Annotated in this window: 15 protein-coding genes and 1 riboswitch; of the genes, 14 read left to right on the top strand and 1 reads right to left on the bottom strand. The window is 36.8% G+C overall.

Annotated features, from left to right (window positions below; translation table 11 throughout):
• Window positions 1–344 precede the first annotated feature (344 nt).
• The 8 genes from EK386_RS13100 to EK386_RS13065 all read left to right on the top strand — a co-directional run bounded on the left by EK386_RS13100 (window position 345) and on the right by EK386_RS13065 (window position 9,337).
• Window positions 345–2,036 carry a long-chain-fatty-acid--CoA ligase gene (locus EK386_RS13100; RefSeq protein ID WP_126659628.1) on the top strand — a complete coding sequence of 564 codons (1,692 nt, stop codon included), beginning with the start codon at window positions 345–347 and terminating at the stop codon, window positions 2,034–2,036.
• A gap of 98 nt (window positions 2,037–2,134) precedes the next feature.
• Window positions 2,135–2,716, top strand: coding sequence for a fatty acid metabolism transcriptional regulator FadR (gene fadR / locus EK386_RS13095; RefSeq protein WP_126659627.1), 582 nt, complete (start codon window positions 2,135–2,137; stop codon window positions 2,714–2,716).
• Between the two features lie 12 nt (window positions 2,717–2,728).
• Window positions 2,729–3,502, top strand: coding sequence for an enoyl-CoA hydratase (locus EK386_RS13090; RefSeq protein ID WP_126659626.1), 774 nt, complete (start codon window positions 2,729–2,731; stop codon window positions 3,500–3,502).
• Between the two features lie 23 nt (window positions 3,503–3,525).
• Complete coding sequence (locus tag EK386_RS13085) at window positions 3,526–4,299, top strand: electron transfer flavoprotein subunit beta/FixA family protein (protein ID WP_126659625.1); 774 nt, start codon at window positions 3,526–3,528, stop codon at window positions 4,297–4,299.
• Between the two features lie 30 nt (window positions 4,300–4,329).
• Entirely contained in the window at window positions 4,330–5,307 is a 978-nt protein-coding gene (locus EK386_RS13080) for an electron transfer flavoprotein subunit alpha/FixB family protein (protein WP_126659624.1), read from the top strand.
• 167 nt (window positions 5,308–5,474) lie between these two features.
• Window positions 5,475–5,789: a thioredoxin gene (trxA, locus tag EK386_RS13075; RefSeq protein WP_126659623.1), complete on the top strand. Its 315-nt coding sequence runs from the start codon at window positions 5,475–5,477 to the stop codon at window positions 5,787–5,789.
• 199 nt (window positions 5,790–5,988) lie between these two features.
• A complete protein-coding gene (uvrC, locus tag EK386_RS13070; RefSeq protein WP_126659622.1) occupies window positions 5,989–7,779 on the top strand; it encodes an excinuclease ABC subunit UvrC in 1,791 nt (596 codons plus the stop codon).
• Between the two features lie 34 nt (window positions 7,780–7,813).
• A riboswitch (Lysine riboswitch) is annotated at window positions 7,814–7,997 on the top strand.
• A gap of 116 nt (window positions 7,998–8,113) precedes the next feature.
• Window positions 8,114–9,337, top strand: coding sequence for an aspartate kinase (locus tag EK386_RS13065; protein WP_126659621.1), 1,224 nt, complete (start codon window positions 8,114–8,116; stop codon window positions 9,335–9,337).
• A 114-nt stretch (window positions 9,338–9,451) separates the two neighbouring features.
• Here the strand turns inward: EK386_RS13065 and EK386_RS13060 are convergent, their stop codons facing one another.
• Window positions 9,452–9,868 (bottom strand): YslB family protein, encoded by a 417-nt coding sequence (locus EK386_RS13060; protein ID WP_126659620.1) that lies wholly within the window; start codon window positions 9,866–9,868, stop codon window positions 9,452–9,454.
• A 271-nt stretch (window positions 9,869–10,139) separates the two neighbouring features.
• On the opposite strand from EK386_RS13060, the gene EK386_RS13055 reads away from it, so the two are divergent.
• The 6 genes from EK386_RS13055 (at window position 10,140) to EK386_RS13030 (ending at window position 14,956) form a co-directional block, all read left to right on the top strand.
• Window positions 10,140–10,754 carry a succinate dehydrogenase cytochrome b558 subunit gene (locus tag EK386_RS13055; RefSeq protein WP_126659619.1) on the top strand — a complete coding sequence of 205 codons (615 nt, stop codon included), beginning with the start codon at window positions 10,140–10,142 and terminating at the stop codon, window positions 10,752–10,754.
• A gap of 58 nt (window positions 10,755–10,812) precedes the next feature.
• The gene (gene sdhA, locus EK386_RS13050; protein ID WP_126659618.1) at window positions 10,813–12,564 is read left to right on the top strand and encodes a succinate dehydrogenase flavoprotein subunit; all 1,752 of its coding nucleotides are present in this window, start codon (window positions 10,813–10,815) and stop codon (window positions 12,562–12,564) included.
• Window positions 12,565–12,579: 15 nt separating this feature from the next.
• Window positions 12,580–13,359: a succinate dehydrogenase iron-sulfur subunit gene (gene sdhB / locus EK386_RS13045; RefSeq protein WP_126659617.1), complete on the top strand. Its 780-nt coding sequence runs from the start codon at window positions 12,580–12,582 to the stop codon at window positions 13,357–13,359.
• Between the two features lie 270 nt (window positions 13,360–13,629).
• Window positions 13,630–14,085 carry an acyl-CoA thioesterase gene (locus EK386_RS13040; protein WP_126659616.1) on the top strand — a complete coding sequence of 152 codons (456 nt, stop codon included), beginning with the start codon at window positions 13,630–13,632 and terminating at the stop codon, window positions 14,083–14,085.
• Between the two features lie 72 nt (window positions 14,086–14,157).
• Window positions 14,158–14,379: a helix-turn-helix domain-containing protein gene (locus tag EK386_RS13035; RefSeq protein WP_126659615.1), complete on the top strand. Its 222-nt coding sequence runs from the start codon at window positions 14,158–14,160 to the stop codon at window positions 14,377–14,379.
• 127 nt (window positions 14,380–14,506) lie between these two features.
• Complete coding sequence (locus EK386_RS13030) at window positions 14,507–14,956, top strand: MarR family winged helix-turn-helix transcriptional regulator (protein WP_126659614.1); 450 nt, start codon at window positions 14,507–14,509, stop codon at window positions 14,954–14,956.

The following is a 14,956-nucleotide window of genomic DNA, read 5'->3' as shown; positions in this document are numbered from 1 at the left end:
TAAAATAAATCGATATAATACCCAAAAATCCGGAAAAATGACAAAAGGCTTTCAGAATGAGACCATTCTGAAAGCCTTTTGTCGACAATCTGAAGCTAGTAGATGTAAAGTACATCTACTAGCTTTTTGTTTTTATTGGACAAATTATTACTTTAATAAAATAATTTAATTGCTTTTGAGCTTTATATAATTTATAAAACTAGCTATCTAACGCAATCGAGAAAAAAAGTGCGTGAGTAAGCTAAAATAAGAAAGTTTTATAAAAATAGTTTGAAAGCCTAGTACATATCCATTATAATAATTGTAAGAAAATTTAAAAATTTGAACCGAAGGGGATGATTTTCATGAGTGGAAAGGTTTGGCTTTCGCAATATCCAGACGAGATTCCTCATAGCTTAACGTATGAAGAAGTTCCAGTTCAAAGCTTTTTAACAAAGGCGTATGAAAAATACCCAAATAAAATTGCCATTCATTTTATGGGCAGAGATGTAACTTATAAGGAGTTGTATGATGCCTCCTTAAAGTTTGCCAATTATCTTAGGCGACTTGGTATTGAAAAAGACGATCGTGTCGCAATTATGCTACCAAACTGCCCACAAGCTGTAATTGCTTATTATGGCGTTTTGTTTGCTGGTGGCATCGTGGTGCAAACAAATCCGCTTTATACTGAGCGAGAATTACAATATCAAATGGACGATTCAGGGGCTAAAATTATTTTAGCACTCGATATTTTATATCCGCGTATTACGAAGGTATTAAAAGCTACACAAATTGAAAACGTTATCATAACGGCAATAAAAGACTATTTACCGTTTCCTAAAAACTTAATTTATCCATTTATTCAAAAGAAACAATACGGATTTAGTGTAAAGGTAGAGCATAAAGGTATGACGCATTTATTCACAGAAATTATGCGCACACAAGAAGCTTTACCAATTGAAACTTCCTTTAATTTTGAAGAAGATATCGCGCTACTTCAATATACAGGAGGAACAACAGGTTCGCCAAAAGGAGTTATGTTAACCCATAAAAACCTAATTGCCAATACATTAATGTGTGATGCCTGGATGTATAAATGTAAAGATGGAGAAGAAGTACTATTAGGCGTTTTACCTTTCTTCCATGTGTATGGTATGACAACGGTATTAATTTTATCTGTCATGAAATGTAGTAAAATGGTTTTAATACCTAAATTTGATATTGACCAAATGTTAAAAACAATTGATAAACAAAAGCCAACATTATTCCCGGGTGCACCGACCATGTATATTGGTCTATTAAATCACCCTGACATTGGAAAATATGATTTGTCGTCCATTAAAGCGTGTTTAAGTGGCTCAGCTCCTTTACCAGTGGATGTGCAAGAACGCTTTGAGGCAATTACAGGTGGAAAACTTGTAGAGGGGTATGGTTTAACGGAAACATCGCCGGTAACGCATGCAAACTTTATTTGGGGTAAACGAGTGAGAGGCTCAATTGGTGTGCCGTGGCCAGATACAGAAGCAACGATTATCCGTTCTAGTGATGGTGAAATAATGCCGTCTGGAGAAATAGGCGAAATTGCTATTAAAGGTCCACAAGTAATGAAAGGCTATTGGAATCGACCAGAAGAAACAGCTATGAACTTTGTAGATGGTTGGTTCTTAACGGGCGACTTAGGCTATATGGATGAAGAAGGATATTTCTATGTGGTCGACCGTAAAAAAGATATGATTATCGCTGGTGGATTTAATATTTATCCACGAGAAGTTGAAGAAGTACTATATGAGCATGATGCCATTCAAGAATGTGTCGTAGCTGGTGTGCCAGATCCATATCGAGGCGAAACAGTTAAAGCTTATATTGTATTAAAAGAAGGAAAATCGGTAAAAGAAGAAGAATTAAATAAATACTGCAGACAAAACTTAGCCGCCTATAAAGTACCTCGAATTTACGAGTTCCGAAAAGAATTACCAAAAACAGCAGTAGGTAAAATTTTAAGACGAACGTTAGTAGAAGAGGAGAAACAAAAAAATTTTGAACTACAGGCAAAATAATCAAGGTGATCTTATTGACAGAATGTTTTCTAAATTATAATATGAAAATATGAATGAATGGTCATTCATATTTTCATATTTTTTTGGTGGTGATCAACTTGAAACGAGACAAACCTAAATATAAACAAATAATTGATGCCGCCGTAATCGCCATTGCAGAAAACGGCTATCATCAAGCACAAGTTTCTAAAATTGCCAAACAAGCCGGCATTGCAGATGGCACAATTTATTTATACTTTAAAAACAAAGAAGATATTTTAATTTCGGTATTCCAAGAGAAAATGGGTGTCTTCGTAGAAAATTTGCAAGACATTATACAAAACGGGGAATCTTCCACAGAGAAATTATCGAATATGATTGATAATCACTTTACTGTGTTAGCTAATGACCACCATCTTGCTACAGTTACACAATTAGAACTAAGACAATCAAACAAAGAACTCCGTTTAAAAATTAACATGATCTTAAAAGAGTACTTGAAATTATTGGATGAAATTTTAATTGAAGGTATGGTAAAAGGTGAATTTGATCCAAACATGGACGTAAGAATTGCAAGACAAATGGTTTTCGGAACAATAGACGAAACGATTACGTCTTGGGTAATGAACGAGTTCAGATACGATTTAATTGAAGTTGCTCCAAAAGTTAGACAATTACTGTTAAATGGATTGAAAAATTAGGGGTGTGGGAGAATGGAGTTTCTAAGTTGGAACATTGATGAAGGGGTAGCGATTGTTACAATTCAACGACCACCTGCAAATGCATTATCGCAAGGAATAATACAAGAAGTTGATCAAATGCTAGATGCACTAGAGAATGATAGTTCAGTGCGTGTCATCGTTCTCCATGGTGAGGGTAGATTTTTCTCAGCAGGAGCCGACATAAAAGAATTTACTGAAGTGACATCTGGTGCAGAATTTTCCAAGTTAGCTAGTAGTGGACAGCGAGTATTTGAGCGTTTAGAAACATTTCCGAAACCAGTTATTGCAGCGATTCATGGCGCAGCTTTAGGTGGTGGGTTAGAGCTAGCAATGGGTTGTCATTTGCGCTATGTCGCAGAAGATGCAAAATTAGGCTTACCAGAATTAACACTTGGTTTAATACCTGGATTTGCGGGTACACAAAGACTACCAAGGTATGTTGGCATGGCAAAAGCGGCTGAAATGCTCTTTACAAGTGAACCGATTAACGGTATTGAAGCTGTTGAATGGGGGCTTGCAAACAAAGCATTCCCAGTGGATGAATTACTGCCAAAGACAGTTGAAGTAGCGAAAAAGATTGCTTTAAAGAGTCCAATCACATTAAAAGCTGCAATTGACATGCTTCAATATAGTAAACATGCATCGTACTATGATGGAGTAAAGGCCGAATCCGAAAGCTTTGGTACAGTCTTTGAGTCACAAGATGCACAAGAAGGAATTCAAGCATTTATTGAAAAGCGTCAACCAACATTTACAGGAAAGTAATTTTACTCTAGGAGGTCAGTGATATGAATATTTTTGTATTAGTAAAACGTACATTTGACACAGAAGAAAAAATTGTCATTACAAATGGTAAAATTCAAGATGATGGTGCAGAATTCATCATTAATCCTTATGATGAGTATGCGATTGAAGAAGCGATTCAAGTACGTGACGCAAAAGGCGGAAAAGTAGTCGTTGTAACAATTGGTGGAGAAGATGCAGAAAAACAATTACGTACTGCATTAGCTATGGGGGCAGATGAAGCCGTTTTAATTAATACGGAAGATGATTTAGATGAGTTAGATCAAGCATCTGCAGCTTACATTCTAGCAGAGTACTTAAAAGATAAAGAGGCTGATTTAATTTTAGCTGGGAACGTAGCGATCGATGGCGGAACTGGTCAAGTTGGCCCTCGTGTTGCAGACCTTTTAGGAATTAACTATGTGACGACAATTACGAATTTAGAAATTGATGGTACGAACGTTAAAATCGTACGTGATATTGAAGGAGATTCAGAAGTAATTGAAACTTCATTACCATTACTAGTAACTGCTCAACAAGGTTTAAACGAGCCGCGCTATCCTTCTTTACCAGGAATTATGAAGGCGAAGAAAAAACCACTTGCAGAACTAGAACTAGATGATTTAGACATCGATGAAGATGATGTAGAAGTAAAAATTGAAACGGTAGAAATCTTTTTACCACCTCAAAAGTCAGCAGGGCGTATTTTAAACGGTGATATAAAAGACCAAGTGAAAGAACTTGTAAATTTACTTCATACAGAAGCAAAAGTAGTCTAAAAATGTGAACGGGTAACGGAGGGATATCATATGGCAAAGAAAGTGTTAGTGTTAGGTGAAGTTCGTGATGGCGTTTTACGTAATGTTTCATTTGAAGCAATTGCAGCAGCAAAACAAATCGCTGATGGCGGTGAAATCGTTGGGGCTTTAATCGGAAATAATGTTTCTCAATTAGCTAGTAGTTTAGTAGAGTATGGTGCAGACCGCGTAGTCGTTGTAGAACATCCAAATTTAGCTTCTTATACATCGGATGGCTTTAGCCAAGCATTCATGGCCATTAATGAAGAAGTAAAACCAGAAGCAATTGTTTTTGGACACACTTCATTAGGAAAAGATTTATCGCCAAAGCTTGCTTCTAAACTACAATCTGGCTTAATTTCAGATGTTACAGTTATTGAAGGAAATGGCGACGACGCATTATTTGTTCGTCCGATTTACTCAGGCAAAGCATTTGAAAAGGTAAAAACAAAAGAGGGAATTGTTTTCGTGACAATCCGTCCAAACAATATTGCACCACTTGAAAGAAATACATCTCGCACTGGTGACGTCGTTTCAATTTCCGTTGATATTCAAAACTTACGTACAATCATTAAGGAAGTTGTACGAAAAGCAGCAACAGGTGTCGATTTATCCGAAGCGAAAGTCGTTGTAGCAGGTGGCCGTGGTGTCAAATCAGCAGAAGGTTTTGAGCCATTACGTGAACTAGCCAACTTACTAGGCGGAGCAGTAGGTGCTTCTCGCGGTGCTTGTGATGCAGACTATTGTGACTACTCTTTACAAATTGGACAAACTGGGAAAGTCGTAACACCTGACTTATATATTGCAGCAGGTATTTCTGGAGCAATTCAACATTTAGCAGGTATGTCCAATTCAAAAGTAATTGTTGCCATTAATAAAGATCCAGAAGCGAACATCTTCAAAGTGGCAGATTACGGAATTGTAGGCGACTTATTCGAAGTCGTTCCGTTACTAATTGAAGAGTTCAAAGCTTTAAAAGTAAATTCATAATTTCACTGTGCCTCACCAACGATTTGGTGGGGTTTTTCATTTTATATTGATTCCTTATACGTCATTTTTGTAAATTTAATGTAACAATCACAGTTCAATTTACTGTTACTCTTTTTTTCAACGTGCTATACTACTTTAAGAATTGAGATTTAAGGAGGCTATTTAAAATGGCAATTGTACACGCAACAGATCAAGACTTTTCACAACAAATCGCTTCAGGATTAGTATTAGTAGACTTCTGGGCTACTTGGTGTGGACCATGTAAAATGATTGCACCGGTTCTTGAAGAAATCGATGCGGAGTTAAGCGACGAAGTAAAAATCGTAAAATTAGACGTTGATAATAACCAAGCAACTGCTGCTGAATATCAAGTAATGTCAATTCCAACGTTACTATTATTTAAAGACGGTGAGCAAGTAGCAAAAACTGTAGGCTTCCAACCAAAAGAAGCTTTAGTTGAGTTTATCAATAACTATAAATAATCATTTAAATATGAACCTAGGCATTTGATCATGTGCCTGGGTTTTTTTGCGTTTCGGGAAGGGGGATTTGCGAATAAACCAATCTGATTTGCCATGAATCTAAAAGTTAATTTTCTACCTTCAAATTCACCCTTTTCCTCGCTTTTGTATCTTCTCACCTCTTATAATAATAAAAAAAGATAAATAATTAGGTGATGAGATGAATGAAACCATTCAAAATAAATTAGCTATTTTACCGGAAGAACCGGGCTGTTACTTAATGAAAGACCGACAAGGAACGATTATTTATGTTGGGAAAGCAAAAATCTTAAAAAATCGCGTCCGTTCGTATTTTACAGGTTCCCATGATGGCAAAACACAACGATTAGTAAGTGAAATTGAAGACTTTGAATATATCGTGACTTCTAGTGATTTAGAAGCGTTAATTTTAGAGTTAAATTTAATCAAACTTCATGATCCAAAATATAACATTATGCTGAAGGATGATAAAACGTATCCTTATATTAAAATAACGAATGAAAAATATCCGCGCATTTTAACGACACGAAAAGTGAAAAAAGATAAAGCAAAATATTTTGGTCCATATCCCAATGCATTTGCGGCCAATGAAACAAGAAAATTATTAGATCGAATTTATCCACTTCGAAAATGCGCAAAGCTCCCGGATCGCGTCTGCTTGTATTATCATCTTGGGCAATGTTTAGCACCATGTGTAAATGAAATCGAACCACATATTTACTCGGACATGATCGATGAAATTACGAAATTTTTAAATGGTGGCTATGAAGAGGTGAAGGAAGAATTACAAAAGAAAATGATGGATGCGGCTGAAAACTTAGAATTTGAACGAGCAAAAGAGTTTCGTGATCAAATTTCCCACATTGAAACGATCATGCAAAAACAAAAAATGATTTCAGTTGACCTGTCCAATCGCGATATATTCGGTTTTGCAGTAGAAAAGGGTTGGATGTGTGTGCAAGTCTTCTTTGTACGTCAAGGAAAACTAATTGAACGAGATGTTTCTATTTTTCCAATTTATCGAGATCCAGAAGAGGAATTTTTAACATTTATCGGGCGCTTTTATGAAATTGCAGAACATATTAAGCCAAAAGAAATTTTTATTCCAAATGAGATCGATGTGACGATTTTAGAAAAATTGCTAGATGTAAAGGTTGTCATACCAAAACGTGGTCCGAAAAAAGAACTAGTGGACTTAGCAATGAAAAATGCCCAAATTGCGATACATGAAAAATTCCAACTTATTGAAAGACAAGAGGAACGGACAATTGGCGCATGTGAAGAGCTAGGCGATGCAATGAACATTGAAGCTCCTTTACGTATAGAAGCATTTGATAATAGCCATATGCATGGAACAGATGCAGTATCAGCCATGGTTGTTTTTATCGATGGAAAACCTGCCAAAAAAGAATATCGTAAATACAAACTGCGTGAAACTGCAAAACATGATGATTATGGTGCCATGCAAGAAGTAATCCGCCGCCGATACACACGGGTGTTAAAGGAAAATTTACCTCTCCCTGATTTGATTATCATTGATGGTGGGAAAGGGCAAATGGAAGTAGCGCGAGAAGTAATAGAAGATGAACTAGGTCTTTACATCCCGATTGCAGGGTTAGCAAAAGATGAGAAGCATAATACATCGCAACTTCTTTTTGGCGAGCCTCCAGAACCGATTGAGATGAAAAGAACGAGTGATGGATTTTACTTACTACAACGCATTCAAGATGAAGTCCATCGTTTTGCCATTACGTTCTTGCGTCAACAACATCAAACGAACGCAATTCAATCGGTATTAGATAACATAGAAGGTGTTGGTCCAAAACGAAAACAACAATTGTTAAAACATTTTGGTTCGATTAAAAAAATAAAACAATCAACAGTTGAACAATTGATGGAAGCTCAAATTCCAAGTGCAACTGCTCATGCAATTTATAACCATTTCCATAATGACACATTGTCAAAGGAATAATTGTATGATATTGTAAGCACAAGTAAATTGAATAGAAAATAGTAGAGGTGCAGGGATCAAAAGTATCTAGCTAGAGGACGAACAATTCCGTAGAAAGCTAGTAAAAGGGAGACTTGCCGAAGCAATAAATCAATTGTTCAGATTTATTTGCTGGTTTTGCATTGAATAAATGTAAGACTGTCAGAAATAGTATAGATTTCTGGAGGGCTACTCAAAGGACATGTATCTTTTACTATGTTTGAGGCAGCTTTTCACAACTTGTGGAAGTTGCCTTTTTTGAGATGCAGCAAAAAACGTCTATGAAAATCCTTCAATGAAAAGGGAGTGGTTAACAATGGTAAGTATCGTAATAAAAATTGACAGTTCTTCTCTATCAAATCCAGAACGAATTGAACAAATTGCCAAGAGAATTATTGATGAAAAAAAGCGCGGCCGTAATGTCATTGTAGTAGTGCCTAATATGGATTTAATGGAAGATAAATACTTACAATTGGCAAAACTTTTATCTGATAAGCCTTCAAAAAGAGAGTTACACGTAATCGAATCAACAAATGCTCAAATTGCGAGTAGTCTTTTAGCGATCGCGATTCAAAAAAGAGGTTTTAAGGCAATCTCTTTAGCAGGCTGGCAGGCGGGTATTGAAACGATTGAAAGTAATAAAAACGTTCTCATTGATCAAATGAACCCAGAATATATTATTGATCGACTAAAAAATGGAGAAATTGTCATTGTAGCAGGCTCACAAGGAGTCGATCGGAAAAACAATATTCTTACGCTAGGTGAGGGGGGAGCAGAAACAACTGCTGTAGCAATTGCCGTAGCACTTGGGGCAGAGCATATCGAAATTTATACGGAGCAAGATGGGATTTATACAGCAGACCCTTCCATTGTAAAAGAAGCACGAAAGTTAAAACAAATTACCTATGATGAAATGCTAGAATTAGCAAATTTAGGTTCCCGAATCGTACATCCAAGGGCAGTGGAGCTAGCAAAAACTTACGAATTACCTTTGATCGTCCGTTCAAGTTTTGGAACAACGCAAGGTACGTTAATTAAAGGAGATGTTGATATGGAAAAAAATATTGTGGTTCGTGGTGTCGCATATGAATCAGAAATCATTCGTTTAACTGTTGGATATGAGTCCTACGAGCAATCGTCTCTTGCCAATATTTTTACAACTCTAGCAGACTATAACATTAACGTTGACATTATCGTACAAGCAGTAATCGACGGGGTAAAACCTACCGTATCCTTCTCGATTGCAAAAGAAGATTTTGCGGAAGCAATTAAAGTACTAGAGAAAAATAAAGAACAATTAGGATTTAGCTTTGCGGATTTTGAGGTAGGGTTATCAAAAGTATCAATTGTGGGGTCTGGAATGGTTTCGAATCCAGGGGTGGCTGCACGTATGTTCGATCGCCTACGCAAGGAAAATATATTGGTGAAGATGGTAAGTACATCAGAAATAAAAGTATCAGTTGTCGTTCCACAAGACGATATGGTCCATGCAGCGAATGTATTACATGATGAATTCAATTTAGTAGAAGAATTGGTTTAAGATCATGAGAAAGAAAATCGCCTGCAAGGAAAAGTATCCTGCAGGCGATCAATTTTTTCACAGTTGAATGAGTCACTTCCACTATTCCATATTATATAGAAGGAAATTATATCTTTATACTATTTTTTCCTTATGATCCCATTTCACTGTGAATACTATTTTTTGTTGTTTTTCCAGTTTTTCATCAAAACATTCCGTTAGACAGCCTTGCATTGTTTGAATTTGCTCTGCGATGAACCCAGCTTCAAGTCGAAAAGATCGATCATTTACTTTTAATAAGTCTGCATCATTGGATAAATGAAATAGATAGCCGTCCTTCTCTTCTTTTTCTAAGGATAATAATCCCCAGCCTGTATCTTGAAAGAAGGCGATGAGAAGTTGGATGTCGGTACACGGAAACTTTCTAGCTAGGTCTTTCCCTGCCCAATAAAGGACATCTTTTTCATGTTTTCCTAAAATTGAAGGGAGAATATAATCCCTTAATAATTCATACCCGAATGCTGGAATGGTTTTGTTATGAAGTGAAGTCATTTAAATTTCCTTCTTTCATGATTTTTCTATTTTTTCTAAAAAAGAGCAGAAAAACGATTTTCTTAGAAAATTATGCGTTTAATAAGCGGATATTTAATTTTTTCAGCTTTATAAAATAAAACATGCAACCTTGACGCTAGTGGTTGTTGAGAGTACAATGGACATGTCATAATATTGTACCATGATGAAATACGCAGTCAATTAACGAACGTTTACAAAATCGTGACGAAAATTGGCTACAGTATTTAAAGTACTAAGGGGGGTAACAGTCTTGTCGAAAAATCGAGAGTTTCAATGGCGACGCTTACATTCACTACTAGGTATTATCCCTGTAGGTCTGTTCTTAGTGTTCCACTTATCGCTGAACTTCACTGCTACAGGTGGTGAAGAAAATTACAACAATTCAATTGGAATCATGGAATATGTTCCACACTGGTTACTATTGATTGTTGAATGGGTAGTAATTTACATACCAATTTTATTCCATGGTTTGTATGGTGTTTATATCGCCTTTACTGCCACACATAATGTGAAGCGTTTTGGTACATTCCGTAACTGGATGTTCGCAATTCAACGTTTTACAGGGGTATTCCTTGTAATCTTTATCGCTTGGCACATTTTCCAAACACGTATCCAAAAAGCACTTGGTACAGATGTAGACTTCAATATGATGGAAGAGATTGTTGCTAATCCATTAATGTTAGCATTCTACATTGTAGGTATTTTATCAGCTACTTTCCATTTATCTAACGGTATTTGGTCATTCTTAGTTAGCTGGGGTATTACACAATCGCCAAAATCACAAAAAATCGCATCATATGTTACAATGGTATTCTTCGTAGTACTAAGTATCGTAGGTGTAGCTGCAATTCTAGCATTCGTTTAAATAACATAATAGAACATCCAACAAGTTCTTAGCAAAAAATGAGGAGTGAGGAATAATCATGGCGAAAAGCAAAATCATCGTCGTAGGTGGCGGTTTAGCCGGCTTAATGGCTACGATGAAAGCTGCTGAAGAAGGCACTGAAGTTGAATTATTCTCATTAGTTCCCGTTAAACGTTCACACTCTGTATGTGCGCAAGGCGGTATTAATGGTGCTGTAAATACTAAAGGTGAAGGGGATTCTCCATGGATCCACTTTGACGATACTGTATATGGTGGAGACTTCTTAGCGAACCAACCACCAGTTAAAGCAATGTGTGATGCTGCTCCTGGTATCATTCATTTATTCGACCGTATGGGAGTTATGTTCAACCGTACTCCAGAAGGTTTAATTGACTTCCGTCGTTTCGGTGGTACTTTAATGCACCGTACAGCATTCTCTGGTGCAACGACTGGTCAACAATTACTTTATGCATTGGACGAGCAAGTTCGTCGTTATGAAGTAGATGGTTTAGTAACGAAATATGAGCACTGGGAGTTCCTTGGTGCTGTTATTGATGACGAAGGTCACTGCCGTGGGATTGTCGCTCAAGATATGCAAACAGAAGAAATCCGCGCATTCCGTTCTGATGCTGTAATCATGGCAACAGGTGGTCCTGGTATTATCTTCGGTAAATCAACAAACTCAATCATTAACACTGGTTCTGCAGCATCAATTGTTTACCAACAAGGTGCATCATATGCTAACGGTGAAATGATTCAAATTCACCCAACAGCGATTCCTGGAGACGACAAAAACCGTCTAATGTCAGAATCTGCTCGTGGTGAAGGTGGACGAATCTGGACTTATAAAGATGGTAAGCCTTGGTACTTCTTAGAAGAAAAATACCCTGCTTACGGAAATCTAGTTCCTCGTGACATCGCAACACGTGAAATTTTTGATGTTTGTGTAAACCAAAAATTAGGTGTTAATGGTGAAAACGTAGTATATCTAGACCTTTCTCATAAAGATCCACATGAATTAGATATTAAACTAGGTGGTATTATCGAAATCTACGAGAAATTCGTAGGGGATGATCCACGTAAATTACCAATGAAAATCTTCCCTGCAGTTCACTACTCAATGGGTGGTTTATGGGTAGATTACGATCAAATGACTGAAATCCCTGGTCTATTTGCAGCTGGTGAATGTGATTTCTCTCAACATGGTGCGAACCGTCTTGGAGCGAACTCGTTATTATCTGCTATCTACGGTGGTAGTGTAGCTGGACCAAATGCTGCGAAATATGTTAAAGGCTTAAAGAAACGCGCAGAAGACCTTCCACAATCTCTATTTGATGCTCGTGTGAAAGAAGAGCAAGAGAAATGGGATGCAATTCTTAAAATGGATGGTACTGAAAACGCATACCTACTGCATAAAGAACTAGGCGAATTAATGACTGATAACGTAACAGTTGTACGTTACAACGATCGACTAGAAAAAACGTACGATACACTTACAGAAATGTTAAAACGTTGGGAAAACATCAACATCAATGATACGCAAAAATGGAGTAACCAAGGTGCTCACTTTACGCGTCAGTTGAAAAACATGTTATACCTAGCACGTGTTATTACTAAAGGAGCACTTTTACGTAACGAATCTCGTGGAGCGCACTACAAACCAGATTTCCCAGAACGTGATGATGAAAACTTCTTAAAAACAACTATGGCGAAGTTCAATCCACAAACTGGGGAGCCTGAAATTAGCTACCAAGAAGTAGACGTTTCATTAATTCCTCCACGTAAACGTGACTACTCATCAAATTCATAAAGGAGATCACTAATCATGACAACAGCAGTAGGAACTGGTAAAACAGTTAAACTTGAAATTACTCGTCAAGACACTCAAGGTGGATCTACTCGTGTAGAAAAATTCGAAGTTCCTTACCGTCCTGGAATGAACGTAATCTCTGCATTAATGTTCATCCAACAAAACCCAGTTACTTCGGATGGTCAAAAAACATCTCCTGTAACTTGGGATATGAACTGTCTAGAAGAAGTATGTGGTGCTTGTTCTATGGTAATTAATGGTCGTCCACGTCAATCTTGTTCTACATTAATCGACCAATTAGAACAGCCAATTCGTTTAGAACCAATGAAAACTTTCCCAGTTATCCGTGACTTACAAGTTGACCGTAGTCGTATGTTTAACGCTCTTAAGAAAGTTAAAGCATGGGTTCCAATCGACGGAAGTTATGATTTAGGTGAAGGTCCTCGTATGCCTGAACGTAAACGTCAATGGGCTTACGAATTATCTAAATGTATGACTTGTGGTGTTTGTATGGAAGCATGTCCAAACGTTTCTGAAAAAGCTTCGTTCATCGGACCAGCTCCACTTTCTCAAGTACGTTTATTCAACACACACCCAACAGGTGCGATGAACAAAGATGAGCGTCTTGAAGCAATTATGGGAGATGGTGGCCTTGCAAACTGCGGTAACTCACAAAACTGTGTTGCTGCATGTCCAAAAGGGATTCCATTAACTACTTCAATTGCATCACTTAACCGTGCAACAACTGTACAAATGTTCCGTAACTTCTTTGGTTCGGATCGTATGGTTGACTAATATATTGGGATAATATTAGTTTGAATAACAATTTAGAAGTTTGATTACTTTTAAAATATTTCAGGGGTATCTGGGTCATTTTGAATGACTTTCAGATACCCTTTTATTATTGCTTGCATAGTATAGAACGATGTCACTTCAGTATTAGTAAGTGCTGGTTTAAATTGTAGGTCATTTAAGCAATCGTTTACTTCGAAATTTTTACCACTTTTGTTATAATGAATGAACCACTATTCATTTTGAATGGGGAGCAGAAATGACGGAAGGGGTATGAAGATGAAGGCAAATTATATTCAAAATCCAATTGAATGGGAATCAGAATTTAAATTTTATGCTGAAGTAAAGGTGCGATTTTCAGAGACTGATATGTTTGGCCATTTAAACAATACGGTACCATTTGCATACTTTGAATTTGCACGTATTGAATTTTTGAAACATCTCGGTTTTATGACTGATTGGTCTACAGAACAACAAGTGACGAAAATTCCTGTTGTGGCAGACTTACAATGTGATTATTTGAAACAAGTATTTTTTGACGAAACTCTTCGAATCTATGTAAAGGCAGCGAGAATCGGTACTACTTCTATAGATCTTCATTATTTAGGAAAAAACGAAAAGAATGAACCTTGTTTTACTGGTAGAGGTACAGTTGTACAGATTGATAAAGAAACTGGTAAAGCCATTCCTTGGGATGAAAAAGAAAAATTTATATTGCATGGGAAATAGTGAAAATGCCCTCACAGCCTAACAACTCTTAACATACTTTACATAGAAGAGGAGATAGGAGGGTGTTGCCTTATGAATAGCCCGCAGCATCGTTCACTTTTGACGAAAAGAGAACGGGAAATATTCCAATTATTGATACTAGACTATTCTACAAAGGACATTTCACAAAAGTTGGGCATTAGCGAAAAAACGGTGCGTAATCATATTTCAAACACGATTCAAAAACTGGGCGTATCCAGTAGAGCGCAAGCGTTAATTGAATTATTGAGGCTAGACGAATTATCTTTACACTGAATGGATGCTTGCTATTTCATAAAAAACACTTCAAAATAGAATTATCATCAAAATAGTGTTTGTCTGCCAAAATAGTAGACAGACGAAGCTATAGAAGGATTTAATTCTTGAGGAGTGGACGCACTAAATGAGTGAAATTGAAAAGCATACCCATGAGACAGTAGCGTTTTTAGAAAAAGAACTGCGTTTTATTTCGCATATAATTAAGCAAAAAGGAAGAGAAATATTAAGTAACTATACGATTACACCTCCACAATTCGTAGCGCTTCAATGGTTACATGAATCGGGCGATATGACAATTGGGGAATTATCGAATAAAATGTATTTAGCTTTTAGTACGACGACAGACTTAGTCGATCGTATGGAAAAAAATGAATTAGTAGTGCGTATTCGTGATGAACAGGACCGCCGAGTAGTACACATCCATTTACTTGATGAGGGCGAAAGAATCATCCAAGAAGTTATCGAAAAGCGACAAAATTACCTACATGAATTGTTAGGTGATTTTGGTAAAACAGAAGTAGAAACCTTATCAGAATTACTGCACAAACTACATTTACAAATGGAAGAGGATTGA

The organism is Lysinibacillus antri (assembly GCF_003977595.1).
GTDB lineage: Bacteria > Bacillota > Bacilli > Bacillales_A > Planococcaceae > Ureibacillus > Ureibacillus antri.
This window is presented reverse-complemented; position numbering and strand designations above follow the sequence as displayed.